General features: G+C 64.0%; 23 protein-coding genes. 9 read left to right on the top strand and 14 right to left on the bottom strand.

Translation table 11 applies throughout. From position 1 onward, the window contains the following. Positions 1 to 6: 6 nt before the first annotated feature. The 6 genes from PVU19_RS07170 (at position 7) to PVU19_RS07145 (ending at position 5550) form a co-directional block, all read left to right on the top strand. The gene (locus PVU19_RS07170; protein ID WP_050662767.1) at positions 7 to 345 is read left to right on the top strand and encodes a P-II family nitrogen regulator; all 339 of its coding nucleotides are present in this window, start codon (positions 7 to 9) and stop codon (positions 343 to 345) included. 31 nt (positions 346 to 376) lie between these two features. Next, positions 377 to 1783 (top strand): type I glutamate--ammonia ligase, encoded by a 1407-nt coding sequence (gene glnA / locus PVU19_RS07165; RefSeq protein ID WP_050662766.1) that lies wholly within the window; start codon positions 377 to 379, stop codon positions 1781 to 1783. Between the two features lie 256 nt (positions 1784 to 2039). Beyond that, positions 2040 to 2837: a hypothetical protein gene (locus PVU19_RS07160; protein ID WP_050662765.1), complete on the top strand. Its 798-nt coding sequence runs from the start codon at positions 2040 to 2042 to the stop codon at positions 2835 to 2837. A gap of 101 nt (positions 2838 to 2938) precedes the next feature. Then, positions 2939 to 3745, top strand: a complete 807-nt coding sequence (locus PVU19_RS07155; protein ID WP_082237596.1) for a lytic murein transglycosylase — start codon at positions 2939 to 2941, stop codon at positions 3743 to 3745. Positions 3746 to 3845: 100 nt separating this feature from the next. Continuing rightward, positions 3846 to 4502 carry a hypothetical protein gene (locus tag PVU19_RS07150; RefSeq protein ID WP_050662764.1) on the top strand — a complete coding sequence of 219 codons (657 nt, stop codon included), beginning with the start codon at positions 3846 to 3848 and terminating at the stop codon, positions 4500 to 4502. Positions 4503 to 4638: 136 nt separating this feature from the next. Beyond that, positions 4639 to 5550 carry a metallophosphoesterase gene (locus tag PVU19_RS07145; protein WP_160316362.1) on the top strand — a complete coding sequence of 304 codons (912 nt, stop codon included), beginning with the start codon at positions 4639 to 4641 and terminating at the stop codon, positions 5548 to 5550. A gap of 55 nt (positions 5551 to 5605) precedes the next feature. Here PVU19_RS07145 and PVU19_RS07140 read toward each other — a convergent pair whose 3' ends face one another. Continuing rightward, complete coding sequence (locus tag PVU19_RS07140) at positions 5606 to 6328, bottom strand: heme-dependent oxidative N-demethylase family protein (RefSeq protein WP_050662762.1); 723 nt, start codon at positions 6326 to 6328, stop codon at positions 5606 to 5608. Further along, positions 6325 to 6732, bottom strand: coding sequence for a DUF6314 family protein (locus tag PVU19_RS07135; protein WP_050662761.1), 408 nt, complete (start codon positions 6730 to 6732; stop codon positions 6325 to 6327). The genes PVU19_RS07140 and PVU19_RS07135 overlap by 4 nt, the downstream gene beginning before the upstream one ends. Before the next feature lie 88 nt (positions 6733 to 6820). Here PVU19_RS07135 and purB point away from each other — a divergent pair, with 88 nt between their 5' ends. Continuing rightward, positions 6821 to 8128, top strand: coding sequence for an adenylosuccinate lyase (purB, locus tag PVU19_RS07130; protein ID WP_050662760.1), 1308 nt, complete (start codon positions 6821 to 6823; stop codon positions 8126 to 8128). 34 nt (positions 8129 to 8162) lie between these two features. Beyond that, positions 8163 to 8321 (top strand): hypothetical protein, encoded by a 159-nt coding sequence (locus PVU19_RS07125; RefSeq protein WP_162838257.1) that lies wholly within the window; start codon positions 8163 to 8165, stop codon positions 8319 to 8321. Positions 8322 to 8393: 72 nt separating this feature from the next. Here the strand turns inward: PVU19_RS07125 and PVU19_RS07120 are convergent, their stop codons facing one another. Next, positions 8394 to 9554 (bottom strand): M20 aminoacylase family protein, encoded by a 1161-nt coding sequence (locus PVU19_RS07120; protein ID WP_050662759.1) that lies wholly within the window; start codon positions 9552 to 9554, stop codon positions 8394 to 8396. A 161-nt stretch (positions 9555 to 9715) separates the two neighbouring features. Between PVU19_RS07120 and PVU19_RS07115 the strand changes: the two genes are divergently transcribed. Next, positions 9716 to 11797 carry a DEAD/DEAH box helicase gene (locus tag PVU19_RS07115; RefSeq protein ID WP_050662758.1) on the top strand — a complete coding sequence of 694 codons (2082 nt, stop codon included), beginning with the start codon at positions 9716 to 9718 and terminating at the stop codon, positions 11795 to 11797. An 86-nt stretch (positions 11798 to 11883) separates the two neighbouring features. Here the strand turns inward: PVU19_RS07115 and recN are convergent, their stop codons facing one another. From recN to PVU19_RS07060, 11 genes are all read right to left on the bottom strand, one after another. Beyond that, positions 11884 to 13533 (bottom strand): DNA repair protein RecN, encoded by a 1650-nt coding sequence (gene recN / locus PVU19_RS07110; RefSeq protein ID WP_050662757.1) that lies wholly within the window; start codon positions 13531 to 13533, stop codon positions 11884 to 11886. A 39-nt stretch (positions 13534 to 13572) separates the two neighbouring features. Next, a complete protein-coding gene (locus PVU19_RS07105; protein WP_050662756.1) occupies positions 13573 to 14421 on the bottom strand; it encodes an outer membrane protein assembly factor BamD in 849 nt (282 codons plus the stop codon). A 278-nt stretch (positions 14422 to 14699) separates the two neighbouring features. After that, positions 14700 to 16298 carry a cell division protein FtsZ gene (gene ftsZ / locus PVU19_RS07100; RefSeq protein WP_050662755.1) on the bottom strand — a complete coding sequence of 533 codons (1599 nt, stop codon included), beginning with the start codon at positions 16296 to 16298 and terminating at the stop codon, positions 14700 to 14702. 174 nt (positions 16299 to 16472) lie between these two features. Continuing rightward, positions 16473 to 17807, bottom strand: a complete 1335-nt coding sequence (ftsA, locus tag PVU19_RS07095; protein ID WP_050662754.1) for a cell division protein FtsA — start codon at positions 17805 to 17807, stop codon at positions 16473 to 16475. Between the two features lie 2 nt (positions 17808 to 17809). Beyond that, complete coding sequence (locus tag PVU19_RS07090; RefSeq protein ID WP_050662753.1) at positions 17810 to 18679, bottom strand: cell division protein FtsQ/DivIB; 870 nt, start codon at positions 18677 to 18679, stop codon at positions 17810 to 17812. Further along, complete coding sequence (locus PVU19_RS07085) at positions 18667 to 19545, bottom strand: D-alanine--D-alanine ligase (protein WP_235575801.1); 879 nt, start codon at positions 19543 to 19545, stop codon at positions 18667 to 18669. Before PVU19_RS07085 ends, PVU19_RS07090 begins: the two co-directional genes overlap by 13 nt. A gap of 81 nt (positions 19546 to 19626) precedes the next feature. Continuing rightward, complete coding sequence (gene murB / locus PVU19_RS07080; RefSeq protein WP_050662752.1) at positions 19627 to 20583, bottom strand: UDP-N-acetylmuramate dehydrogenase; 957 nt, start codon at positions 20581 to 20583, stop codon at positions 19627 to 19629. A 115-nt stretch (positions 20584 to 20698) separates the two neighbouring features. Then, entirely contained in the window at positions 20699 to 20944 is a 246-nt protein-coding gene (locus tag PVU19_RS07075) for a DUF2484 family protein (RefSeq protein WP_050662751.1), read from the bottom strand. Further along, on the bottom strand, positions 20941 to 22131 hold the full coding sequence (locus tag PVU19_RS07070; RefSeq protein ID WP_050662750.1) for an APC family permease: 1191 nt from the start codon (positions 22129 to 22131) through the stop codon (positions 20941 to 20943). The genes PVU19_RS07075 and PVU19_RS07070 overlap by 4 nt, the downstream gene beginning before the upstream one ends. 5 nt (positions 22132 to 22136) lie before the next feature. Beyond that, a complete protein-coding gene (murC, locus tag PVU19_RS07065; RefSeq protein WP_050662749.1) occupies positions 22137 to 23534 on the bottom strand; it encodes a UDP-N-acetylmuramate--L-alanine ligase in 1398 nt (465 codons plus the stop codon). Further along, positions 23531 to 24637 carry a UDP-N-acetylglucosamine--N-acetylmuramyl-(pentapeptide) pyrophosphoryl-undecaprenol N-acetylglucosamine transferase gene (locus PVU19_RS07060; RefSeq protein ID WP_050662748.1) on the bottom strand — a complete coding sequence of 369 codons (1107 nt, stop codon included), beginning with the start codon at positions 24635 to 24637 and terminating at the stop codon, positions 23531 to 23533. Before PVU19_RS07060 ends, murC begins: the two co-directional genes overlap by 4 nt. Positions 24638 to 24649 lie beyond the last annotated feature (12 nt).

Genomic DNA, 24649 nt, shown 5'->3' with positions numbered 1-24649 from the left:
GCGCCCATGAAAAAGATCGAAGCGATCATCAAGCCCTTCAAACTCGACGAAGTGAAGGAAGCGTTGCAGGAAGCTGGTATTCAGGGCCTTTCGGTGATCGAGGTCAAGGGGTTCGGTCGCCAGAAGGGCCATACCGAACTTTATCGCGGAGCCGAATACGTGGTGGATTTCCTACCCAAGGTGAAGATCGACGTCGTGCTCGACGACGATCAGGTCGATGCCGCCATCGAGGCGATCATCGACGCCGCGAAGACCGACAAGATCGGCGACGGCAAGATTTTCGTGAGCCCCGTCGAACAGGCGATCCGCATCCGCACCGGCGAGCACGGTCCGGACGCGCTCTAACCCATTTCCCAGCAAGAAAAGGAAAAAGAGAATGAGCAAAGACGCGATTCTCAAGCAGATCAAGGACGAGGATATCGAGTATGTCGATATCCGCTTCACTGACCCGCGCGGCAAGCTGCAGCATGTGACGGTGATGGCCGATCAGGTCGACGAGGACTTCCTCGATGAAGGATTCATGTTCGACGGCTCCTCCATCGCAGGATGGAAGTCGATCGAAGCATCGGACATGAAGCTGATGCCAGCATTCGACAGCGCCTATGTCGATCCGTTCTACGCCGAAAAGACGCTTTGCATCCATTGTTCGGTTGTCGAGCCCGATACCGGTGAACCCTACAATCGCGATCCGCGCGGCACTGCCGAAAAGGCCGAGGCCTATCTGAAGGCGTCGGGTATCGGCGATGTGTCTTACTGGGGCCCCGAGGCGGAATTTTTCCTGTTCGACGATGTGCGTGTGTCGAACTCGATCAACAAGGTGTCCTATGAGGTCGATGCGCTCGACGCATCCTGGAACACCGACACCGAATACGAGATGGGCAATACCGGCCATCGTCCCGGCGTCAAGGGTGGCTATTTCCCGGTGAACCCGATCGACGACGGTCAGGACATCCGTTCGGAAATGCTGTCCACGATGAGGCGCCTTGGCATGAAGGTCGACAAGCACCACCACGAGGTGGCCTCGTGCCAGCACGAGCTGGGCCTGATCTTCGGCACGCTGACCGAGCAGGCCGACGAGCTTCAGAAATACAAGTATGTCATTCACAACGTGGCGCAGGCCTATGGCAAGACCGCGACCTTCATGCCCAAGCCGATCTATGGCGACAACGGCACCGGCATGCATGTCAACATGTCGATCTGGAAGGACGGCAAGCCGCTCTTTGCCGGTGACAAGTATGCAGATCTGAGCCAGGAAGCACTGTGGTTTATCGGCGGCATCCTGAAGCACGCGAAAACGCTCAATGCCTTCACCAACCCGTCGACCAACAGCTACAAGCGTCTGATCCCCGGCTTCGAAGCCCCTGTGCTGCGCGCTTATTCAGCCCGCAACCGCTCGGGCTGCGTGCGTATCCCGTGGACCGAGAGCCCCAAGGCCAAGCGCGTCGAAGCGCGTTTCCCCGATCCGTCGGCGAACCCCTACCTGTGCTTTGCCGCGCTGCTTATGGCGGGTCTCGACGGTATCAAGTCGAAAATCGACCCGGGCGAGGCGATGGACAAGAACCTCTACGACCTGCCCGCCGAAGAGCTTGAGGGAATTCCCACCGTCTGCGGGTCCCTGCGCGAGGCGCTGGATGCGCTGAAGGCGGATCATTCGTTCCTGCTGGCCGGTGACGTCTTCACCAAGGACCAGATCGACGGCTATATCGACCTGAAGATGGAAGAGCTCGAACTTTACGAGCACACGCCGCACCCGGTTGAATTCCTGATGTACTATAGCTGCTGAGGCGGCCGGTCGGTCACTAGCGGCCACCTTTCAAACCAAGAGGGCGTCCCCATCCGGGGGCGCCTTTTTCAGTTCGGTACCATCGTTGCCGCTCAGGAACCAAAACCACCAAAAAGTAAGGATTGCCCCAATGTATCCTCATTTGAAACAAACTGGTTCCGTTTTCTTGGGTCAACTTATGAGTGTAAAAACACGAATGGACCCGACCATGACCCATACCACTCACAAGGTTACGGCAGGGCTAGTATTTCTCGGTATGAGAGCACTCGACATCACTGCGATCACCAAGCGGATCGCGCACACGCTGGACCAAATCGGCGTGGAATTGACCGCGCAGCGATGTCTTTCAGAAGAGGCGGCGGTCTTGCGAACGCGCGACTTCGACCTGCGCGTCACGATCGAACGCAAGCGGCATATCCCGAAACTGGATTTGCCGGCGGATCACTATATCGGCCTGACGCTGATGCGCGAAGACGGCCCGCTCTGGACCGATCCGGAAGCATCGCAGACGGTCTTGGCGCAGACACTTGCGGCCCTGCATGTGCCACTTGCGCCCGACTTCGTGCAATGGACAGAGCCGGACGCGCTGTTGACGCGGGCCGAATTCCGCGCCGCGATCAGCCCGCCACAGGACGCGGAAACACGGCGCGCTCGCAGGCGCCCCGGACGAGAGCGCCTGCCGGATGTCGAAACCGCCTATTCCGGGCTGCAACACAGCATTCCCGGTGCGGGAGATTACAGCGAAGCGGATGAAGCGCGCCTGCGCGCACTGCGCGCAGCGTTCTGCGATCCGGAGCCCGAAGAGGTCGACGATCCCGGTGAAGGGATTCGCGAGCCAACGGCACCATTGCGACTGAGCGTCTGGATGATGACGATCACGCTTGGGCTCTTTGCCCTGCCGGTCGCCGCAGCCCTGACAGTGTTCAACCTCTTGCGCGGAGAGAACCTTCGGCTTGCCTCGCATACCGCCGCCCTCACCGGCATGTTCATGGCCCTTCAGGCACATGGCGCAGTGGCAGAGGTTCTAGAGATCGTGCAGGGCATCGGAACATGACCCATCCAGGGGCCTCATGCCGCTTTGTGCTGTGCCAAGGGCGCGGTATGCTGCACCCCGAACACAGTCTGTTTGGGAGAATTCGGATGCTGAAGACCGCTATGATCCGCCGCGTCGTTCAGGGCCTCGGGCTCGGATTTTGCCTGATGGGGGGATCGACCGCACTGGCCGCCCCCTGCGGCAATACAGGCCAGGGCTTCGAGAGCTGGAAGGCAGCGTTCGCCCGTGAGGCCGCGGCCGAGGGCGTGGGGCAGCGCGGGCTGGAGGCGTTGCAGGGCGCGCGCTACGCGACCCGTACCATCGCGGCGGATCGCAATCAGAAAAGCTTTCGCTATAGTCTGGATAAGTTCATGCAGGTGCGCGGGGCCGACACCATCGTGGCGCAGGGCCGCAAGCGGCGCGCCCGCGACGCGGCCTTCTATGATGCGCTCGAGCGGCAATATGGCGTGCCCTCCGGGGTTCTCATCGCGATTCACGGCATGGAGACTGGTTTTGGGGGCTTCATGGGCGACACCTCGGTGGTCTCGGCTATCGTCACGCTGACCTATGATTGCCGCCGCTCAGACTTCTTTCGTCCGCATGCCATCGGCGCGCTCAAGCTGGTGGATCGCGGGTCGATCACGGGCCAGACAAAGGGCGCGCGACATGGCGAGTTGGGCCATACGCAATTCCTGCCCGGCAATGCATTGGCTTTCGGCGTCGATGGCAATGGCGACCGGCGTGTCGATCTCTACAACCTGACCGATGCCATGGCCTCCACCGCGTACTTCCTGCGGCAGAAGGGATGGCGCCCCGGTGCGGGATACCGTCAGGGCGAGCCCAACTTCGCGGTCATCGAGCAATGGAATGCGGCCACCGTCTACCAGCAGGCCATCGCCCTGATGGCGGCGCGGATCGACGGGGGCTGATCCCCACAACACAGGTCGGGCATGTATGTGCGCCCGGCCACTGGTTTCAGAGTGCCAAATACGTGCGGTTTAAAAGACCCAACGATAATCGAGGCATGACATGAACAAGCAGAACTTCGGCGAAATCGCCGCCTTGGAATATCACCAGCCACCCGAGATGGAGTTCCCGGATATCGTCGAGGAATTCGACATCGCCTCGCATGCATTGGCGACGCAGGTGCGCCGTTTGACATGGGATGGCGAGGATGTGGCGATCATCGACCGCGAATCCGTGCGCATCGCCCTTGGCTGGTTGCCACCGGAACGCGCGCAGCGCCCGCACTATCTGGTGATCGCCGTCGGCCCGCCGGGGCGCAGGGCCCGCGCCACGCTTGATCCCTCAGCCTATGAGATGCTGTTGCGCCGGGCGGTCGAGCGGGTACGCGATTACCTGCCCTATGACGCAGAGCTGACCGGCCCTGCCGCACAACCGATCGGCTCGGCCCTGCTGGACAGGACTTTCGAACTGTTATCGGCGACCGCACCCAAGACCGCGAAGGCCAGCACCCGCAAGAAACCCCGCCAACCGAAAGGAGAAGACTGGTCCGACGGGGCAATGGATGCCAACGAGGCGCGCCGACATCCGCCACAGGCCTCTGTGCCCATGCGACTGACCATCATCACCTTCGGTTTAACGCTTTTCATCCATGCGCCGCCAGTAGGGGCCGCGCTGCTGACATACACCACGCTGCGCGAGGCGCAGCCGCTGCTTGGCTAGACGGGCGCGGTTGCGCAACCGACATTGAACTGTCGCAACCAGCAGATATGCTACTAGGCGAATTCTTCACAGACCGCCGAGGGTCCGCATGCTCAAAGCCGCGCTACTCGCTGCTGCCGTTTTCGCCCTTCCGCACATGGCGGCCGCACAGCCTTTCGATCTGGTCATCCTCGGCGACATGCCCTATGGCCCGCCCGAGGCCAGCTACCCGCCTTTTGAGGCGCTTATTGAACGGATCAACGAAACCACACCCGATCTCGTTATCCATGTGGGAGACACCAAGTCCGGCGGTAGCCCCTGCACCAACGCAGTACTGGCAGAACAACTCGATTACATGCAGCGGATTACCGCGCCCGTACTCTACACACCCGGCGACAATGAATGGACCGATTGTCATAGTGCGCGGGCCGGTGGCTTCGATCCGCGCGAACGCCTTGCGCATATCCGCAGCACCTATTTTGCCACACCCGGCCAGAGCCTGGGTTCCCGCCCGTTGCCCGTCGATAGCCAAGCCGAGGCGGGCTATCCCGAGAACGCCCGCCTGATGCTGCATGGCGCGATGGTGGTGACCGCGCATGTTGTCGGCTCCAATAACGGGTTTGAACCCCATGACGCGGAAACAGCACTTGAGGCGCTTGCCCGGGATGCCGCCAACCGAGCATGGCTGACCTCCGCCTTTGCCGCCGCGCAAGAGGCCGGGGCGGGAGCCTTCATTCTCGCCATTCACGGAGACATGTTCGAATTCGGCTTTGGCCCGCCATGGAATGCCGAGGCCTTTCTGCGTCATTCCGGTTTCGCCCGTTTTGCGGAACTGCTCATCGAGGAGGCCAACCGCTTCGCTCGTCCGGTCCTGCTGACCTATGGCGACAGCCACCGGTTCCGGATGTTTCGACCCTTTCCCAAAAGGGCGCCGGGGATCATGGCGCTGGAGACCTTCGGGGCCGCGCATATGCATGCGGTCGCGGTCACGGTCGATGCATCCGCGCCCTATCCGTTCAGCGTGCGACCCTTGTTGAACCCTGCGCAACCCGTGGGATCACCCGAATGAAGCAGCCCTTCTGGCGGCTATCAATGGCAGTAACAGGCCAACACTTGCCCTTTTTTCACCGCGCCAGAACGTAACTATGGATCGAGAAGACACAGGCCCGCGTCTCGGGAAGGCGTAGCACACATTGCCGCTCGGTCCGCAGATAGGGCAAGTCCGCGGTCTCGCTCGGCTGCACGCGAGAGCGCGGTTGGTGTAGCACCGCATCAGCATAGTTGAGCGCGTTGAACCGCCAGAGCGGGCGGCCTGGCTGCACGCCGTCAAAGAGCCGCTGCACCCGCCGCGCGATGCCGTCGTCATATTCGGGTACCGGCACATGAATCCCGGTCAGGGGGCGGCCGATCTTTTCAGCCAGCCGCCAGCTTGCCGGAAAACACAGCACCGCCGCGCTCAGAACATGCTCATCGCCACGCTTTTCCAGCAGGCACAGATCCTCCTGCACCAGATGCCCCAGCGTGCCCATCGGATCATCGCGGTCGATGGGCACGGTCACACCATCGGGCCGCCGCACCTCTTTTGCGGAAATGACGTAGCCCACAGCATTCCCTGCCAGCCAGTCCAGTACATATTGCAAAAGCTCGGCCATCGCAGGCCACGCCCCGTCGGTCACGGCCAGTACATCATCGCGCCGCTCCGACAATAACCGCGCACGTTCGGCCATTTGCGCGCTGAATGCCTCGTCCACCAACAGCCACTCCGCCATTTCAAGCGGCGCGATCCCCGGCAGCGGGCGCTTGGCCTCCACGTCATAGGGCAGGCGTTTCTGCAATATCTTGGTCATTCTGCCTCCGGTCTGTAGCGTGTCACCATGCGGTAATCCTTGCGCGGGCCGTGCACCCGCCATGTCACGATGAACTCCGGCCAATTGCCAAAATCATAGAAGCCATCGTACTGATCCGGGTCGCACCAATGCGCAGTCTCGCCGCCCTCGGGCGGCACATGATGGAAAAACCTCCCATCCTCGAAAGTCACCGCCAGATCGCTGCCCCAATGATACCGCCGCTCCACCTGCATCGGCGCATGGCCCGCGATTCGCATCTCGCCGGTCTCGGTATAGGCCAGCCCCGCGTCATCAGACATCCAGAGCGCGCGCCCCGTCACGGTGGCCCTGCGCCCATCTGCCTCGACCACTTCGCGGGTGAAACCCCACGCCCCCTCGAAATCCTGCAATCGCCTTGGCCGCATGCGCCGCTTGCCCCCGCCTTGCCGTGCTGTCCCTTAGCCACTACAAGCGCGCTCAACCGCTTTCCATACCAATCTGCAAGGACCGCCGATGATTCCCCGCTATTCCCGCCCCGACATGGTCGCCATCTGGGAGCCCGCCACCAAATTCCGCATCTGGTACGAGATCGAGGCGTATGCCTGCGACGCCATGGCTGATCTGGGCGTGATCCCGCGCGAAAACGCGCAAGCCGTCTGGAAAGCCCGGGATGTGGAGTTCGACGTTGCCCGCATCGACGAGATCGAGGCCGAGACCAAGCATGACGTGATCGCCTTTCTCACTCATCTGGCCGAGCATGTGGGCAGCGACGAGGCCCGGTTCGTGCATCAGGGCATGACCTCGTCGGACGTGCTCGACACCTGTTTCAACATCCAGCTGACCCGCGCCGCTGATATTCTGATCGCGGATATGGAGGGGCTTCTGGCGGCATTGAAACGCCGCGCGTTCGAGCACAAGGACACAATCCGCATCGGGCGCAGCCACGGCATCCACGCCGAGCCGACCACGATGGGGCTGACCTTCGCGCGCTTCTACGCCGAGATGGACCGCAACCTGACCCGCCTGCGCACAGCGCGCGACGAGATCGCGACCGGGGCCATCTCGGGCGCCGTTGGCACCTTTGCCAATGTCGATCCGCGCGTTGAGGAACATGTCTGCGCGCAGCTTGGCCTCGCGCCCGAACCGATCAGCACGCAGGTCATCCCGCGCGACCGCCACGCGGCCTTTTTCGCCGCGCTTGGCGTCGTGGCCAGCAGTATCGAGAACGTTGCCACCGAGATCCGCCACATGCAGCGCACCGAAGTGCTGGAGGCGGCCGAGTTCTTCTCAATGGGGCAAAAAGGCTCTTCGGCCATGCCGCACAAGAAGAACCCGGTGCTGACCGAAAACCTGACGGGGCTTGCCCGCCTCGTGCGCATGACTGTGGTGCCCGCAATGGAAAACGTGGCGCTTTGGCACGAACGCGACATCTCGCATTCCTCGGTCGAGCGCAATATCGGCCCCGATGCCACGATCACCCTCGATTTCGCCCTCGCGCGGCTGACCAATGTCATCGACAAGCTGATCGTCTACCCCGGCAACATGCTGGCCAACATGAACAAATTCCCCGGCCTCGTAATGAGCCAACGGGTGCTTCTGGCCCTTACGCAGGCCGGTGTCAGCCGCGAGGACGCCTACCGCCTCGTACAGCGCAACGCGCTCAAGGTCTGGGAGACGGGCTGCGACTTCAAGACCGAGTTGCTGAATGACGCGGAAGTCACGGCGGCGCTGTCACCTGCGCAAATTGATGAAAAATTCGACTTGTCCTATCACACCAAGCATGTCGACACGATATTTGGCCGGGTTTTCGGGGAATCGTGATATGATCTGACCCTGTCCAACAGGGAGACATATCATGAAGTTGAAATTCGGACTTGCCGCCCTTGCCCTCGTCGCGATGCCGTCACTGGCCATGGCGGCCTGCAGCTACGGCAAGGAGAAACAGGCGTTTTCCTGCGCCCAAGGCTCCACCTGGGATAGCGCGACCAATACCTGCGTGCCCACATCGAGCTGATACAAAAAAGGGGCGGGATGATACCCCGCCCCTGCTTCATCTTTCCATGAATACTCAGTTGCCTTGGCAGGTTCAGGCCGGCATGCGTTCCTCGACGATACCTGCCCACCAGCTGCAACCCGCCGGAATAGCCTCGTCGTTGAAGTTGTAATCGGGGTTGTGGACCATCGCCGTGTCGCCATTGCCAACAAGTATATAAGCCCCGGGGCGCTCCTCCAGCATGAAGGCGAAATCCTCGCCGCCCATTACCAGAGGCGCCTCGGCGCAGTCGCCGCTGACCTTCGCCGCGACCGAGGCCGCAAAATCGGTCTGCTCCTCGTGATTGACCATCACCGGATAGCCGCGGTGATAGGTCACCTCGGCCTGCCCGCCAAAGCCCGCCGCAACATGCTCGGAAATCGCGCGCAAACGGCTCTCGGCCAGATCGCGCATCTCGGTGCTCATGGTGCGCACGGTGCCGCGCAGATGCACCGATTGCGGGATCACGTTGAACGCGTTCGACGAGGTCTGGAACGAGGTGACCGAGACCACGACCTGATCGACCGGATCGGCATTGCGGCTGGCAATGGTCTGCAGCATCGTCACCATATGCGCGGCCATCACCGTGGGATCGACCGTCTCCTGCGGCTTGGCGGCGTGGCCACCCTTGCCGGTGATCTCGATATCGAACTGGTCGGTTGCGGCGAAGAACGCGCCGGGACGTATGGCAAAGCTGCCCACCGGGCGGCCCGGCCAATTGTGCATGCCGTAGACCTCCTGAATGCCGAAACGTTCCATCATGCCATCGTCGCACATCGCCTTGCCACCGGCCCCGCCCTCTTCGGCGGGCTGGAAGATCACCACAACAGTGCCGTCAAAATTACGTGTCTCGGCCAGATAGCGTGCCGCGCCAAGCAGCATCGCAGTATGCCCGTCATGGCCGCAGGCATGCATTGCGCCAGGGGTCTTGGAGGCATAGTCGACCCCGGTCGCCTCGTGGATGGGCAGTGCGTCCATGTCGGCGCGCAGGCCGATCACCTTGCCCGAGCCAGTGGCTTTGCCCTTGATCACGCCCACCACGCCGGTGCGCCCAATGCCAGTCACGACCTCGTCACAACCGAACGCCTCCAGCTTTTCGGCCACCAGCGCGCTGGTCCGGTGCGTCTCATATAGGATTTCGGGATGGGCGTGGATATCGCGTCGCCATTCGGTGATATCGCCATGCAGTTCGGCAAAACGGTTCTTGACGGGCATGCTCTGCACTCCTGTTCGCATTTAGGGATTGTGCATAACGTGGCGTATTCGCGCGGGGTCTACAAGGGGGGCGATTTGCGATATACAATGCCGCGCGGCTCAGTTATGCGTCGCGGCTTGCGCTACGGGCGCACGACTCATGCTCAAGGCCCTTTTCTCTGATGATCCCCCAGACACTTTCCTCCGCACTCGCCGCTCGCGGCTATGACACGCTCACCCCCGTTCAGGAGGCCGTGACCGATGCAGCCCTCGGGCAGGCCGACCTTCTGGTCTCGGCGCAGACCGGCTCGGGCAAGACGGTGGGTTTCGGCCTCGCTATCGCTTCGACGCTGATGGGGGATGAGCCCCGGCTGCCCCCTGCCGCTGCGCCGCTTGCGCTGATCGTGGCACCCACGCGGGAACTGGCGCTGCAGGTGATGCGCGAGCTGAGCTGGCTCTATGCCGAAACCGGCGCGCGGCTGGTGTCTTGCGTGGGCGGCATGGATGCCCGCGACGAGCGGCGCGCATTGGAGCGCGGCGCGCATATCGTGGTGGGCACGCCGGGGCGGCTGTGTGACCACATCAACCGTCGCGCTCTGGATATGACGTCCCTGCGCGCCGTGGTGTTGGACGAGGCCGACGAAATGCTCGATCTCGGGTTTCGCGAAGATCTCGAATTCATGCTGGCGGCGGCCCCCGAGGGCCGGCGCACGCTGATGTTCTCGGCCACCGTGCCGCCGATGATCGCCAAGCTGGCCGAAAAATTCCAGCGTGATGCGCAGCGCGTGACCACTCTGGGCGGCGGCAAACAGCACAGCGACATCGCCTATCAGGCGCTGCGGGTTGCCCCGCAGGATGCCGAGGGCGCGGTGATCAACCTGCTGCGCTATCACGATGCGCAGAACGCCATCGTCTTCGCAAATACCCGCGCCATGGTGGCGCGGCTGACGGCCCGGCTCGCCAATCGCGGCTTTGCGGTGGTGTCGCTCTCGGGCGAGCTGAGCCAATCCGAGCGCACCCATGCGCTTCAGGCGATGCGCGACGGGCGGGCACGCGTCTGCGTCGCCACCGATGTCGCCGCGCGCGGCATTGATTTGCCCAATCTCGATCTGGTCATCCATGCCGAACTGCCTACGAATTCCGAAGGGCTGCTGCACCGCTCGGGCCGCACGGGCCGGGCGGGACGCAAGGGCGTCTCGGCGCTGATCGTGCCGGTGAAAGCGGTAAAGAAGGCCGAACGCCTGCTGAAATTCGCCAAGATCACAGCCGAATGGACCACCCCGCCCACGGCACAGGATATTGAGGCGCAGGACCGCGCACGGCTTCTGGCCGACCCGGTCTGGTCCGAGGCCCCGTCCGAGACCGAAACCGCCTTTGCCGACGAGCTCCTGACGCTGCACAGCCCGCAAGAGATTGCCGCCGCTTATCTGCGGCTCTATCAGTCCCGCTGGTCCGCGCCTGAAGATCTGAGTGCGCCCGACGCGGCCCCTCCGGCACGCGAGCGCACAGCCTTCGGGCCGAGCACATGGTTCGCGCTCTCGGTCGGGGCCGGCGACCGGGCCGAGGCGCGCTGGCTTCTGCCGCTCCTGTGCCGGGCCGGAAACCTGGACAAATCCGCCATCGGCGCGATCCGGGTGCAGGACAAGGAAACCTTTGTCGAGCTGTCCGACGCGGCAGTACCCGGTTTTCAAAGCGCGCTCGGAGCAGATGGCGCGCTTGACGAAGGGATCACCGCGCGCAAGATCGACGGCGCCCCCGATCTGGGCCCTGCCCCACGCGCCCCGCGCGAAGACCGGGACACGCGCGCGCCACGCCCAGACCGCGCCCCGCGTGGCAAGGGAACCTCCCGCCCCGCGCCCAAACCGCGCGCTCGACCGGTCCCCAAGCCCGATCGTCTGGAAAAGGCAGTCGAGAGCGGCGCGGTAAAGCCCGCACGCAAGCCCCGGTCTGACGCGCCAAAACCGGCGGAGAAAAAGCCATGGGCCGACAAGAAACCGGGCAAACCCGCCTATGACAAGAAGCCCGGCAAGCCGGAAGCCAAGCCGTTTGACAAGCCCAAGGCCAAGCCTGCGCCACGCAGCGAAACGCCCGCCGAACCGGCGAAACCCAAACCCAATCTGGCCGCTGACACCTCCAAACGCTTCACACCGCCGGGCAAGCCCGGAAAACCCGGCAAGCCCGGCAAACCCAAAGCCAAAGGCGCACCGGCCAAGTCACGGGCCGGGTTCGGCGGCAGCACCCCACCTAAACGGCGCAAGCCGTGAGGTAGAGGGCACGGTGAAGGACAGTCTGAAGCGGTCACCTGGTTGAAGCACCCGCGCGCTACACGGCCGTAAGGCTGGCGCGCTTCCTATCCCGCCATCAACGCCCGCGCCGCCGCGCGGGCCTCTTCGGTGACCCGGTCCCCCGAAAGCATCCGCGCGACTTCGTCGATGCGATCCTGCCCGGTCATCGCGCGGACCGTCGAAAGTGTCATCTCATCCTCAACACGTTTCTCGACGCGCCAGTGATGCGTGCCGCGCGCGGCAACCTGCGGGGAATGGGTGACCACCAGAACCTGACCGCCATCGGCCAACTGCGCCAACCTGCGGCCGACGGCATCTGCCGTTGCCCCGCCGACGCCCCGGTCGATCTCGTCGAAGATCATGGTAAGGCCGCTATCGGTGCCTGTCAGACATACCTTGAGGGCCAGAAGAAATCTACTGAGTTCGCCGCCCGAAGCGATCTTGTTCAAGGGCCCAGAGGGTGCGCCGGGGTTGGTGGCAACGGTAAAGGTCACCTCGTCACGGCCCGTGGGTCCGGGCTCTGCAGGCCTGATGGCGGTGGTGAAGATCGCGCGCTCCATCTTGAGGGGCGCCAACTCCTCCATCACAGCCTCATCAAGCGCGTGCGCCGCCGCGTGACGCGCGGTGTTCAGCACCCCGGCCTCGGTGTCGTAAGCGCCACCCGCCGCCTCGAGCGCCGCCCGCAGGTTTGCCAGATCGGCATCACCCGCATCGAGTGCTGCGATCTGTTCGCGCAGGTCTCCGGCAAAGGTGCCCAGATCATCGGGCAACACCCCATGTTTGCGGGCAAGGGCACGGATGGCGAAGAGACGCTCCTCGGCCTGCTCCAGTTCCAAGGGATCAAAGCTCATCGCCTCCAGCGCACGCTCCACCCCGCGCCCGGCCTCGTCGAGTTCCACGAGCGCGCGGCCAAGGGCGACGACGGGGCCGTCGAGCGCACCTTCCGCCTGATCGGACACCCCTTCCAGCCAGCGCAAGGCATCACCCGCCGCACCTTCGGCACCGTCCGAACCGATGAGCGTCGCGGCGCGTGCGATATCCTCACGAATACGCTCGGCCCCCTGCATCAGTCGGCGGCGGATATCCAGTTCCGCCTCCTCGCCCGGCTGCGGATCGAGCGCGTCGAGTTCCTTGACGGCGTGGCGCAGGAAATCCTCCTCAGCACGCACTTTTTCCAATGCAATCTCGGCCTCTTCCAATGCCTTGCGTGCCTTGGACCGGGCACTCCATGCCGCACGCACCGCATCACGCTGAGGCCCAAGGCGGCCGTAGGTGTCGAGCATGTCGCGGTGACCTCTGGGGTCGAGCAGCCCGCGATCATCCTGTTGACCGTGCAATTCCACCAGCGTTTCAGACAGCCGCCGCAGCACCTCGCCCGAGGCGCGGCGATCATTGACCCAGGCGGTCTTGCGCCCATCGGCTGTGTTGACCCGCCGCAGGATCAACTCGTCGCTGTCGGGAAAACCCGCGTCATCCAGTACCGCGCGCGCGGGATGACCAGGGGCGAGATCAAACACCGCAACGACCTCTCCGCGCTCGGCCCCGGCGCGAACGAGATCGGCCCGCCCGCGCCAGCCCAGCACGAACCCGAGGCTGTCCAGAAGGATGGATTTGCCAGCCCCGGTTTCGCCGGTCAGCACGTTGAGCCCCGGCTGAAAGCTTAGTTCAAGCCGGTCAATGATCAGCATATCGCGGATTTCAAGCGCGCCCAGCATCCAGTCCACCCGTCGGGCGGGGTATGTCCCCGCCGCCCTTTACAGCCAGCGCCCCTGAACCGTCTGACGATAAATCTGTCGCAGCCAGTTATCACCCGCCGCCTCTAGCGTCAGGCCACGCCCGGTCAACAGCTTATAGCTGTCCTCGTACCACTCGGTGCTGCGGAAGTTATGGCCAAGAATGGCCCCTGCAGTACGCGCCTCATCGACGAGGCCAAGCGAGAGATAGGATTCTACCAGCCGGTGCAACGCCTCCGCAGTATGCGTCGTGGTCTGGAAATCCTCGACCACAACACGGAACCTGTTGATCGCTGCCGGGAAATGATCGCGCTTGAGGTAATAGCGCCCGATCTCCATTTCCTTGGAGGCCAGATGATCGAAGGCAAGATCGAATTTCAGGATCGAGGCATTGGCATATTCACTGTCGGGATAACGCTCAATCACCTCACGCAGAGACTGCAACGCCTGAAAGGTCAAACCTTGATCACGCCCGACCTCGTCGATCTGGTCATAATAGCTCAGCGCGAGAAGATACTGCGCATAGGCCGCGTCCTCATCGGTCGGGTAAAAGTCGATAAATCGCTGTGCGGCGGCACGGCTCTGCTCGTAATCCTTGTCCCGGTGATAGGCAAAGGCCTGCATGATCACCGCCCGTTTGGCGAGATCGGAATAGGGATAAAGCCGTTCGACCTCTGCAAAGCTCTTGGCGGCCAGAGCAGGATCGTTCTGCGCGAGATCGTATTCTCCGCGCTCGAAAATCTGCTGCGCGGTGTAATTCTCGTAATTCACCGTGCCGCGCTCGACGCTTTCTTTATCCCCGCATCCGGCCACCGCCAAAGCCACCAAGGCGGCACCGATCAGCGTGGCCCGGGACTTGCCCTTACTCATGCGCGTTCTCACTCCAGATTCCTGTAGGCGGGTCCAACCCCGCACGTTGACTTGGTCCTAGCACAGAAATTTCCGGTGCAAAACGCCTTTGGCGCATTTCGCGGCGCATGCGTGTCAGGCGACTCACGAAATTTCACCTACATGCGCCCGGCTCCCGGCAGACAGGCGGCGATTTCGGCGTCGCATGCCTTTTCGGCCAACCCTGTGGCCCGCTTCGATCAATCAAAAAGGGCCACCCTCATGGGCGGCCCTTGTTCTGGGGTTCCGTCGGCGAGAGGTCAGTTGGCCTGACGTCTCAGAAACGCCGGGATTTCAATCTGCTCGTCCTCATCCTGCGCGCGCGGCGAGGGCTGAGGCGCGGCTGCGGATTGCACCTGCGGTTGCTGGCGTGCCGGACGCGGTGCTTCGGCAGTGCCGCCATGCCCGGTCATGCGATTGATCAGCGAATTGATGCCGAACCGCTGCTGGCGTTCTTCGCTCGCTGTCGGCTGGGGTGCGGGCGCAGACTGTTCGACGCGACGCGGGGCCGGCTGCGACGACGCCCGACCGACGGCAGCCTGCAAGCGTTGCAGCGCCTCGGGTGAGGGCGTTCCGGGGGCCGGTGCACGCGGAGCCACAAAGCTCTCGGCCTCATCTTCGGCTTCAAACTCTGCGGCGGGCGCAAATTCCTCGACCCGGGGCTGGTAGGCGGGCAGCGGCAAACCGGCGTCATCCTCTTCAAAGATGTCTTCCATCTGATCCTCGGCGGCGGCGCGCTGTGCGTCTTCCTGCTCGAACAGCGACGGCTCTTGCGCGTCCGTGCGGGCCGCGACGGGTTCTACAGCGTGGTCGGCTGCATCCACCTCGACTGCCTCGGGCTGTTTCAGCGGCTGCGCGAGGGAGCGGCGCGGCAGCGGCGTCTCGAGCGTCTCGGTCGCATCGATGCCGGTGGCCACGACGCTGACGCGCATCGAGCCTTCCATCGACGGATCGAGTGTGGAGCCGACGATGATATTGGCGTCGGGGTCCACTTCTTCGCGGATGCGGTTGGCTGCCTCATCAAGCTCGAACAGCGTGAGGTCATGCCCGCCGGTGATGTTGATCAACACGCCCTTGGCACCGCGCAGGCTGATCTCGTCCAGAAGCGGGTTCGCTATAGCCTTTTCCGCCGCCTGGATGGCGCGATCCTCACCGCTGTCCTCGCCGGTGCCCATCATCGCCTTGCCCATCTCGTCCATGACGGCGCGCACATCGGCGAAATCGAGGTTGATGAGGCCCGGACGCACCATCAGGTCGGTCACACCCTTGACGCCCTGATAGAGCACGTCGTCGGCCATGCTGAACGCCTCGGTGAAGGTGGTCTTTTCATTGGCCAGACGGAACAGGTTCTGGTTGGGGATGATGATCAGCGTATCGACCATCTTTTGCAGCGCCTCGACCCCGTCCTCGGCCTGACGCATGCGCTTGGCACCTTCGAACTGGAAGGGCTTGGTCACCACGCCCACGGTCAGCACGCCCAATTCGCGCGCGGCCTGTGCGATGATGGGTGCGGCCCCGGTACCGGTGCCGCCGCCCATGCCCGCCGTGATAAAGCACATATGCGCACCCGCCAGATGATCGACGATCTGCTCGATGCTTTCTTCGGCGGCTGCAGCACCCACTGTGGCCCGTGCGCCCGCGCCCAGCCCCTCGGTCACTTTCACGCCAAGCTGCACGCGGTGTTCCGCGTTTGACTGGCTCAGCGCCTGCGCGTCGGTATTGGCCACCACGAAATCCACACCATCGAGCTGTTTCTCGATCATGTTGTTCACGGCATTGCCACCCGCCCCACCGACACCAAAGACGGTGATACGGGGCTTGAGCTCGTCATGTCCGGGCATTGAAAGGTTGAGTGTCATTGCTCTGTCCGCCTGTCGTTATGGCCACGTTTTCGGGCCGATTTCTGCCTGATTGGTTCCATTCTTACCGATGGATACCCCAATCGTCACCAAAAAAACACCGTTTGACCACCAAATATGGCCATTTTTCTATCGTTTTTCGCGGGATTTCGCCGATAACGCCATATATTGCGGTTACCAGTTATCCTTGAACCACTTGACTGCCCGCTTGAGCGAGCGCGCCGGATAGCGATCCACGGGAATCTCGAAATCCCACCATTCGTCTTGCGGGTTGGCTGCGAACAGGCACATGCCCACGGCACTGGCAAAGCCTGCGCCGGTCGCCGCCTGCGGCAGGCCATGCACCCTAAGGGGGCGGCCCAACCGCACCTGCTGTCCCAAAATCTTGCTCGCCAGCCCGTCGAGGCCGGGGATCTGGCTGCCGCCACCGGTCAGCACGATCTGTTGGCTGGGCAGGTGATCAAAGCCCGCCGCATCGAGCCGGGCGCGCACCTCTTCCAGGATCTCCTCGACCCGGGGGCGCATGATGCCGATAAGCTCAGCGCGGCTGACCTGTCGGCGATCATGTTCGTAATCGCCGGTATCGCCGCCGATCTCGATCATCTCACGGTCATCCATTCCGGTGGCGACAACGCCCCCGTAAAACGTCTTGATACGCTCAGCCGTGGCCTGCGGCACCTGCAGACCCATGGAAATGTCGCTGGTGACGTGATCGCCGCCCATCCGCACGCTGTCGGAGTAAATCATATGCTTCTTGATGAAGATCGAAACCCCGGCCGTACCGCCGCCAAGGTCGATACAGGCCGCGCCCAACTCTTGCTCGTCCTCGACAAGGGCCGAGATGCCCGAGACATAGGCCGAACTTGCCACGCCCGCGAGTTCCAGATCGCACCGCTTGACGCAATGCGCGAGGTTCTGGATCGCAGCGCCGTCCACGGTCAGCATGTGCATGTCGGTGGACAGCACCTGCCCCATCTGACCACGCGGATCAATCAGCCCGGTGCGATGATCGAGCGCGAAATTCACCGGTTGGGCGTGCAGCACCTCGCGCCCGTCTCCGTAATCGGGCACATCGCAGGCGCTCAGCACGCGGCTGATATCCTGCTCGCTGACGGTGTGACCCTCAAGCTCCACCTGACCGGCAAGGCCGTAGCTGCGCGGCTCAGCCCCGGAAAAGCAGGCGATGACGTGATCGACCCGGATATTGGCCATTTTCTGCGCCGCTTGCACGGCGGTGCGAATGGCGCGTTCGGTTTCGACCATGGCGTCGATCTCGCCAAAGCGCACCCCGCGCGAACGGGTGGTCGCGGCCCCGATCACCCGGAACCCGGCCTGCCCGGCCATGCGGCCCACCTCTTCGGCCTCACCAAGGCGGCCGGTGCCATCGAACCGCAGTACAAGACAGGCGATCTTGGAGGTCCCCACATCCAGCACCGCAACCACGCCCCGCTGCAAGGCTGCCTTGCGCATCGCGCGCATTGCCCTTTGGGATTCGTAAAGCTCGATCATCTTCAGTTTGCCCCTGCCGTCATGCTTGTTATCCGCCACCATTCCTCGGTGGCATAGTCGCTGAGTCGGACCGTCGGACGCGCACCGATCCGCATGTCGATGGCAACGAGGTCGCGTTCCAGCATGTCATGTGCCGCGTTGAGCACGATCACCCGTTCCAGCGCGCGCACCGGCTCTTCTTCCGGCAAGAGAATGCGCTTGCCATCATGCAGCACAAGATCCCACCGCCGCTCGCCCATGCGCACCAGTCCGCGGATGTCCTGCCCGAGCGGCCGCGCCGCCTGCAATATGTCCAGCGCCTGCGCGACATGCGCGGCGGCTCCGTCTCCGGTCATCACCGGCAGGTCGGGTCGGGCCGCGCGAGAGGTCACACTGGCGATGCTCTCGCCCTCGATATCGACCACGTCGATCCCGTCCCGCGTCCGCCACAGCGCCACCGGCTGACGTTCGGCGATCTCGACCGCCAGCACGCCGCCTTGCCGGATGCGCACATTGGCCTGCGCCACGGCGGGCAACTCCTCGAGCATGGTGCGGATTGCGGGCAGGTCGAGGTCGAAGGAACTGGCGGGCAGGTCGTAGGGGAAAATCTCGTGGATATCCGCCTGAACGCTCTCGCTCGCGCCGTCGATCGCCATGAGGCGCACCATGAATTCCGGCCGCGTTTCGATCTGGCGGCGGATCTCGGCGATCTGATCGGTCAGCGCCACGCGCCGCGCCTCATCCGCAAGGTAGCCGGCGCAAAGCCCCGCCACCACCAACACCGGCAGCCCCACGCGCAACAGCCTGCGATAGACGGGCGTCAGCATCAGACGCTGAAACCGATAGCTCAGCCGCGACGGTGCGGGATCGACACGGGGAATTACCTGTCGCATGAGGCATCCTCCACCATCCAGCGGCACAGGTCGGGAAAGGAAAGACCCACCACCTGCGCCTGTTCGGGGCTGAGCGAGGTGGGCGTCATGCCCGGTTGCGTATTGGTCTCGAGCAGGATCAGTCCGCCAAGGCCACGCGTCTCGTCCCAGCGAAAATCAGTGCGGCTGAGTCCGCGACAGCCCAGGACTTGGTGCGCGCGCAGCGCGTACTCCATGCAGGCGTCGAAAATCTCTTGCGGGACCTCGGCAGGCACAACGTGGCGTGACCCGCCCGGTTTGTATTTGGCGTCGTAATCATACCAGCCGTCGGTCAGGATATCCGTCACCGTCAACGCGCGGTCTCCCATCACCGTAGTGGTCAACTCGCGGCCCGGCGCATACGCTTCGACCATCACCGTTTCAGGCATCTCATCTGACAGTTGCGGCGGGCCGTTCGCGACCTCCTGCACCAGATAAACGCCGACGGACGACCCCTCATTGTTGGGCTTGACGACGTAGGGCGGAGCCATGACGTGACGTGCCCGCACCTCGTCGCGCGGGGCCAGCACACTCTCGACCACCGGCAGCCCGGCAGCGCGGTAGGCGGATTTGGAGCGTTCCTTGTCCATCGCCAGCGACGAGGCCAGAACGCCGGAATGGGTATACGGCAGGCGTAGCCATTCCAGCAGGCCCTGCACACAACCATCTTCGCCCCAGCGTCCATGCAGGGCGTTGAAGACAACATCGGGGGATATCTCGGACAGGCGCGCAGGAAGATCGCGGTCTGCATCGACCTCGACCACTTCAAACCCTGCCTCCTTCAACGCGGTGGCGCATTCGCGACCCGTGGACAGCGACACCTCGCGCTCTACCGAGGGGCCACCCATGATCACCGCAATTCTGGAGGCTGTTCTGCTCGAACCAACCACCTTGTGCCTCAATCTTCGGACCGTTTCAGACGGTCTCGGTTATCGTTTTGTCTGGTCTGCCTGAAGGCTTTCGCCCGGGGCCGGTTCACCGACCCTCATGATTTCCCACTGTAACGCTATTCCACTGTTTTGGAAAACCCTTTTTCGCACCTCTTCGCCCAGTCCTTCGAGATCGGCGGCGCTTGCCCCGCCAGTATTGATCAGGAAGTTGGGGTGCTTCTCGCTCATCTGCGCAGCCCCGCGCCGCGCGCCGCGCAAACCGGCCTCGTCGATGACCTTCCACGCCTTGAGATCATGGACATCATCGGCACGACCCGTCGAGGAAAACCCGGCGGGATTGCGAAAGGTACTTCCGGCGCTGCGGTCCTTGGTGGGTTGCGTGGCATCGCGACGGGCGAGTTGTTCCTCCATTTGCGCCAGCAGCACTTCGGGTGCGCCGGACTGTCCCTCGAACGTGGCCTCGGTGATCACACAGCCCTCGGGCAGTTCGCTGTGGCGATAAGCGAAGTTCAGATCCTGCGGGGTTAGGGTCAACCACTCACCGTTGCGCGTCACCGCCCGCGCCTCGATCAGATGATCGGCCACGTAAGCGCCGTAGCAGCCCGCATTCATCCGCACCGCGCCACCGATGCTGCCGGGGATGGTGCGCAGGAACGTAAGATCCACCCCCGCTTCGGCGGCCCGCCGCGCCACATGCGCATCGAGCGCGGCCGCCCTGGCGATCACCCGGGTGCCCTCGATGCGAATATCGTTGAAACCGCGCCCGAGGCGGATCACCACACCGCGTAAGCCGCCGTCGCGCACGATGAGATTACTGCCCACCCCCATTGGGAAAACCGGGATGTCCGGGGCGAGTGCCGCCAGAAACCCTGCGAGATCCTCCGGGTCGGCCGGCTGGAACAGCCACTCCGCCGGGCCACCCACGCGCAGCCATGTAAGGTCGGATAGCGGGCGGTCGGGCGTCAGCCTGCCGCGGGTCTGGGGAAGCTCTGTCATGGCTCCGCTTTTGCCCTGCACCGTGCGAAAGGTAAAGAGCGCTGCAACGGCCTTGCAAGGCCGTTGGACAAGCCGTTTTCAAACGGCTTGCAATCGTTTTGCAAAACGATTGTGCCTACTCCAGGCGACGGCGCAGCCAGCGGCCCAGATAGATCACCGGCCAGCGCAGCACGCTCATTCCGGCCACCAGCACCAGCAGGCCGATCCATGGCCCGTTCTGGTATGTCACGAACCCGAGGAGCGGCACGCCAATCGCGATCAGCACATAGGCGCGGCGCCAGTGATTGTCGCGCGAGGGCAGCGTCGCCAGCACATTCGCCACGACCGCCCAGAGACAGGCCAGAGCCAGCGAAAGCGTCATCCTGCGCCTCCCGTAAAGCTTGCGATCAGCGCGGCCAGGGCCGCGAGAAGGCCAAAGACCGGCACTGCCATCGGCACCCGGAACGCGGCCTCGGCGCTTGCGCGCTTCATCGCGATCAGCGCCGCGTTGACCAGCACGAAGACGGTCAGGAGCAGCGTGGAGGTGAGCCCCGCCAAATCCGCCACCGGCAAAAGGACCGCCCCCGCGATCACCGCCACGCCAATCAGAAGCGTCGCGCGCAAGGGCGTGCCGAAGCGCGGATGCGCGTGGTGAAAGCCCGCGAGCGCAGTGCTGCGCCGCCCGAGACCGAAGAGAACCCGACTCGCCATCACCATCTGAGCCAGCACCCCATTAAGCGCCGCCGCGACCGCGATAAGCGAGAGAAACGCCGCACTGCCGCCGCGCCCGGCCTGCCAGACCAGTGCCAGCGGCTGTTCGCTGCCTGCGAGCGAGGCGAGTGGCACGGCGCGCACCGCCGCGACGCTGACCAGTGCATAGAGCGCGCTCGTGATCACCAGCGACAAGAGGATTGCGCGCGGCAGGATGCGCTCCGGCTCGCGCACCTCCTCGGCCATGTTGACGATATCCTCGAAGCCGATGAAGGCGAAGAAGGCCAGAACCGCGCCCGCCATCACGCCCGACCAGACCAGATCGCCGCCCACCTGCCAGTCAGGCGCGGGCACGGCGGTAAAGCCTGCGAAGACCACCATAGCCAACCCTGCAACCTCGACCACGGTGAAGAGCGCCGCGAGAGCGAGACTTTCGAGCACGCCCGCAATCGCCACCGCCATCAGCGCCAGCCCGAGGACCACAACCGACGAGGTGAATGGCAGACCCGTCACAGCGCCCAGATAGCCCACCCCGCCGCGCAGCACCGCCGCCGCCGAGATCGCCCCGGCCGCGACTATGGCCAGGCCGACAGCCGTGCCGAGCCAGGGCAGGTTGAGCCCCTTGGCGACGAAAATCGCCTCGCCCGCCGCCTCGGGCAAGCGGGTGGAAAACTCCGCATAGCTGAGCGCCGTCGGGGCCGCGATCACGCCTGCCAGAACAAAAGCCAGCGGGGCCCAGATGCCGGCCTCGGCCACCACCGCGCCCACCAGCACGTAGATCCCTGCGCCCACCATGACCCCCACGCCATAGGCGGTCAGGAGGCCCAGACCGATCCGGCGTTTGAGGGGCTCTGCCATGCGCGCTATCCCCGCAAGCGACCGGGCAGGGCATTGGCCCATGCGCTGATCGTGCCCGCACCAAGGCAGACGACCATGTCACCGGGACGGGCGGCTTCGCGCACCATCCGTTCCAGATCGTCCTCATTGTCGAGCGCCACCGCGTGCCGGTGCCCGTGCCGGATGAGCCCCGCCACAAGATCGTCGCGCGAGGCACCGGGGATCGGGTCTTCGCCCGCCGCATAAACCTCGGCGATGCCAACCACATCGGCCTCGTTGAAACAGCCGCAGAAATCCTCGAAGAGCGAGGACAGGCGCGAATAGCGATGCGGCTGATGCACCGCGATCACCTTGCCTTCGGTCGCCTGCCGCGCCGCGCGCAGCACGGCGGCGATCTCGACCGGGTGGTGGCCGTAATCGTCGATCACGGTCACACCATTCACCTCGCCCACGCGGGTGAAGCGGCGATTGACGCCGCCAAAGCTCGCGAGAGCCGCGCGGATCTCGTCGCGCTTCATGCCAAGGTGGCGGGCCACCGCGACCGCACTCAGCGCGTTGGAGACGTTGTGATCGCCGGGCATCGGCAAGCTGCAGCCTTCGATCATCCGCCCTTCGGCCTGAAGCGCCACATCGAAATGCGCGACACCCTTCTCGTAGCGCAGGTTCACCGCGCGCGCATCGGCCTGCGCGTTGAACCCGTATGTCAGCACCCGCCGGTCACTGATCCGGCCGACCAGCGCCTGTACCTCGGGGTGGTCCGTGCAGCACACCGCGAGGCCATAGAACGGGATATTGCTTAAGAAATCGTGAAAGCCCTGTCGCAAGCGGTCAAAATCGCCCCAATGCTCCATATGTTCGGGGTCGATATTGGTGACGATGGCGATGGTCGCGGGCAGTCGGTTGAAGGTGCCGTCACTCTCGTCGGCCTCGACCACCATCCATTCGCCCTGCCCCATCCGCGCGTTCGATCCGTAGGCGTGGATGATGCCCCCGTTGATCACCGTCGGGTCGATGCCACCCTTGACCAGCAGTTCGGCCACCAGCGTCGTCGTCGTGGTCTTGCCGTGGGTGCCCGCCACCGCGATGTTGGATTTGAGCCGCATGAGTTCGGCCAGCATCTCGGCCCGGCGCACCACCGGCAGGCCCTGACGGCGGGCCTCGTCGAGCTCGGCATTGCCCGGCTTGATGGCGGAGGAGATCACCACCACCTCAGCGCCACTCAGATTGTCGGGCCGTTGCCCGATGAAAATCTCTGCCCCCATGCCCGCCAACCGCTCGGTGATCGGCGTCGCTTTCAGGTCGCTGCCCTGTACCTCGTAGCCGTGATTGATCAGCACCTCGGCGATGCCCGACATACCGATCCCGCCGATGCCGACGAAATGGATCGGGCCGACATCGGTCGGAAGCTTGGTGGCTGCGTTCATCTGTCTTGCCCTTTACGTACCAGTTCCTCGACCATGTCGGCCAGTCGTTGCGGCGCATCGGGCAGACCCTGCGAGAGCGCCGCCTGCGCCATCATCCCCGCGCCCTGCGCGTCGCCAAGCACGGCCGCGATCTGCGCGCTGAGGCTGGCGCTGTCAAGCTTGCTCTCGGGGATGCGGATCGCGCCGCCCGCCTCGACCAGCCCGCGCGCATTGGCGCTCTGATGATCGGCGGCGGCGGCGGCGTAGGGGATGAGGATCGCGGGCCGTCCGATGACCGAGATGTCGGCGATGCTAGACGCGCCCGCGCGGCTGATCACCAACTGCGCCTCGCTCATCCGGCGCGGCACATCGCGAAAGAACGGCTGCACATCGGCGTCGATTCCGGCATCGGCATAGAATTTCGCGACGCGGTCCATATCCTCTTCACGGGCTTGGTGGCTGACGCGAAGATTGCGCAGAACCGTCTCGGGCAGTGCCGCCACGGCCCCCGGCACCACATCACTGAGGATGCGCGCGCCCTGACTTCCGCCGATCACCAGCAGCGACATCGGGTAATCGCCCGGCGGAATGAAGGGGGCGCCTGCGCGCTCCAGCACCGCCGCGCGCACGGGGTTGCCGACATGCACGGCCTCGACCCCTTCGGGAACGTCGGTGGGCCATGTGCCACAGGCCACCACGTCGACACGTTTCGCGAAGGTCCGGTTCACCCGTCCCAGAACGCCGTTTTGTTCATGCACCATGCGCGGGCGGCGCAGCAGAAAGGCGGCGGCCAGCGCCGGGATCGTCGGATAGCCGCCAAAGCCCACCACCGCATCCGGTTTCTCGCGCATCATCCGCAGGCTTGCCCCGAGGATTCCGCCCGCGATATGCAGCGGGGCCAGCAGCTTGTTCAGCACGCCACCGCGCGCAAAGGTGGCGCTTGCGACCTGCTCGATATCGACCGAATGAGGAAAACCGCCGACGTAGCGCGCGCCCCGCGCGTCCGTGCTGAGCCGCACTCGCCAGCCGCGCCGCAGCATCACCTCGGCCAGCGCCTGCGCGGGAAACATGTGCCCGCCGGTGCCGCCTGCCGCGATGATCAGAAGGGGTGCTCGTTCGGTCATTGCTTGCCTCTC

It is taken from the genome of Roseovarius tolerans, assembly GCF_028885395.1.
GTDB lineage: Bacteria > Pseudomonadota > Alphaproteobacteria > Rhodobacterales > Rhodobacteraceae > Roseovarius > Roseovarius tolerans.
The sequence above is the reverse complement of the archived record's forward strand: the minus strand, read 5'-3'. Positions and strand labels throughout refer to the sequence as shown.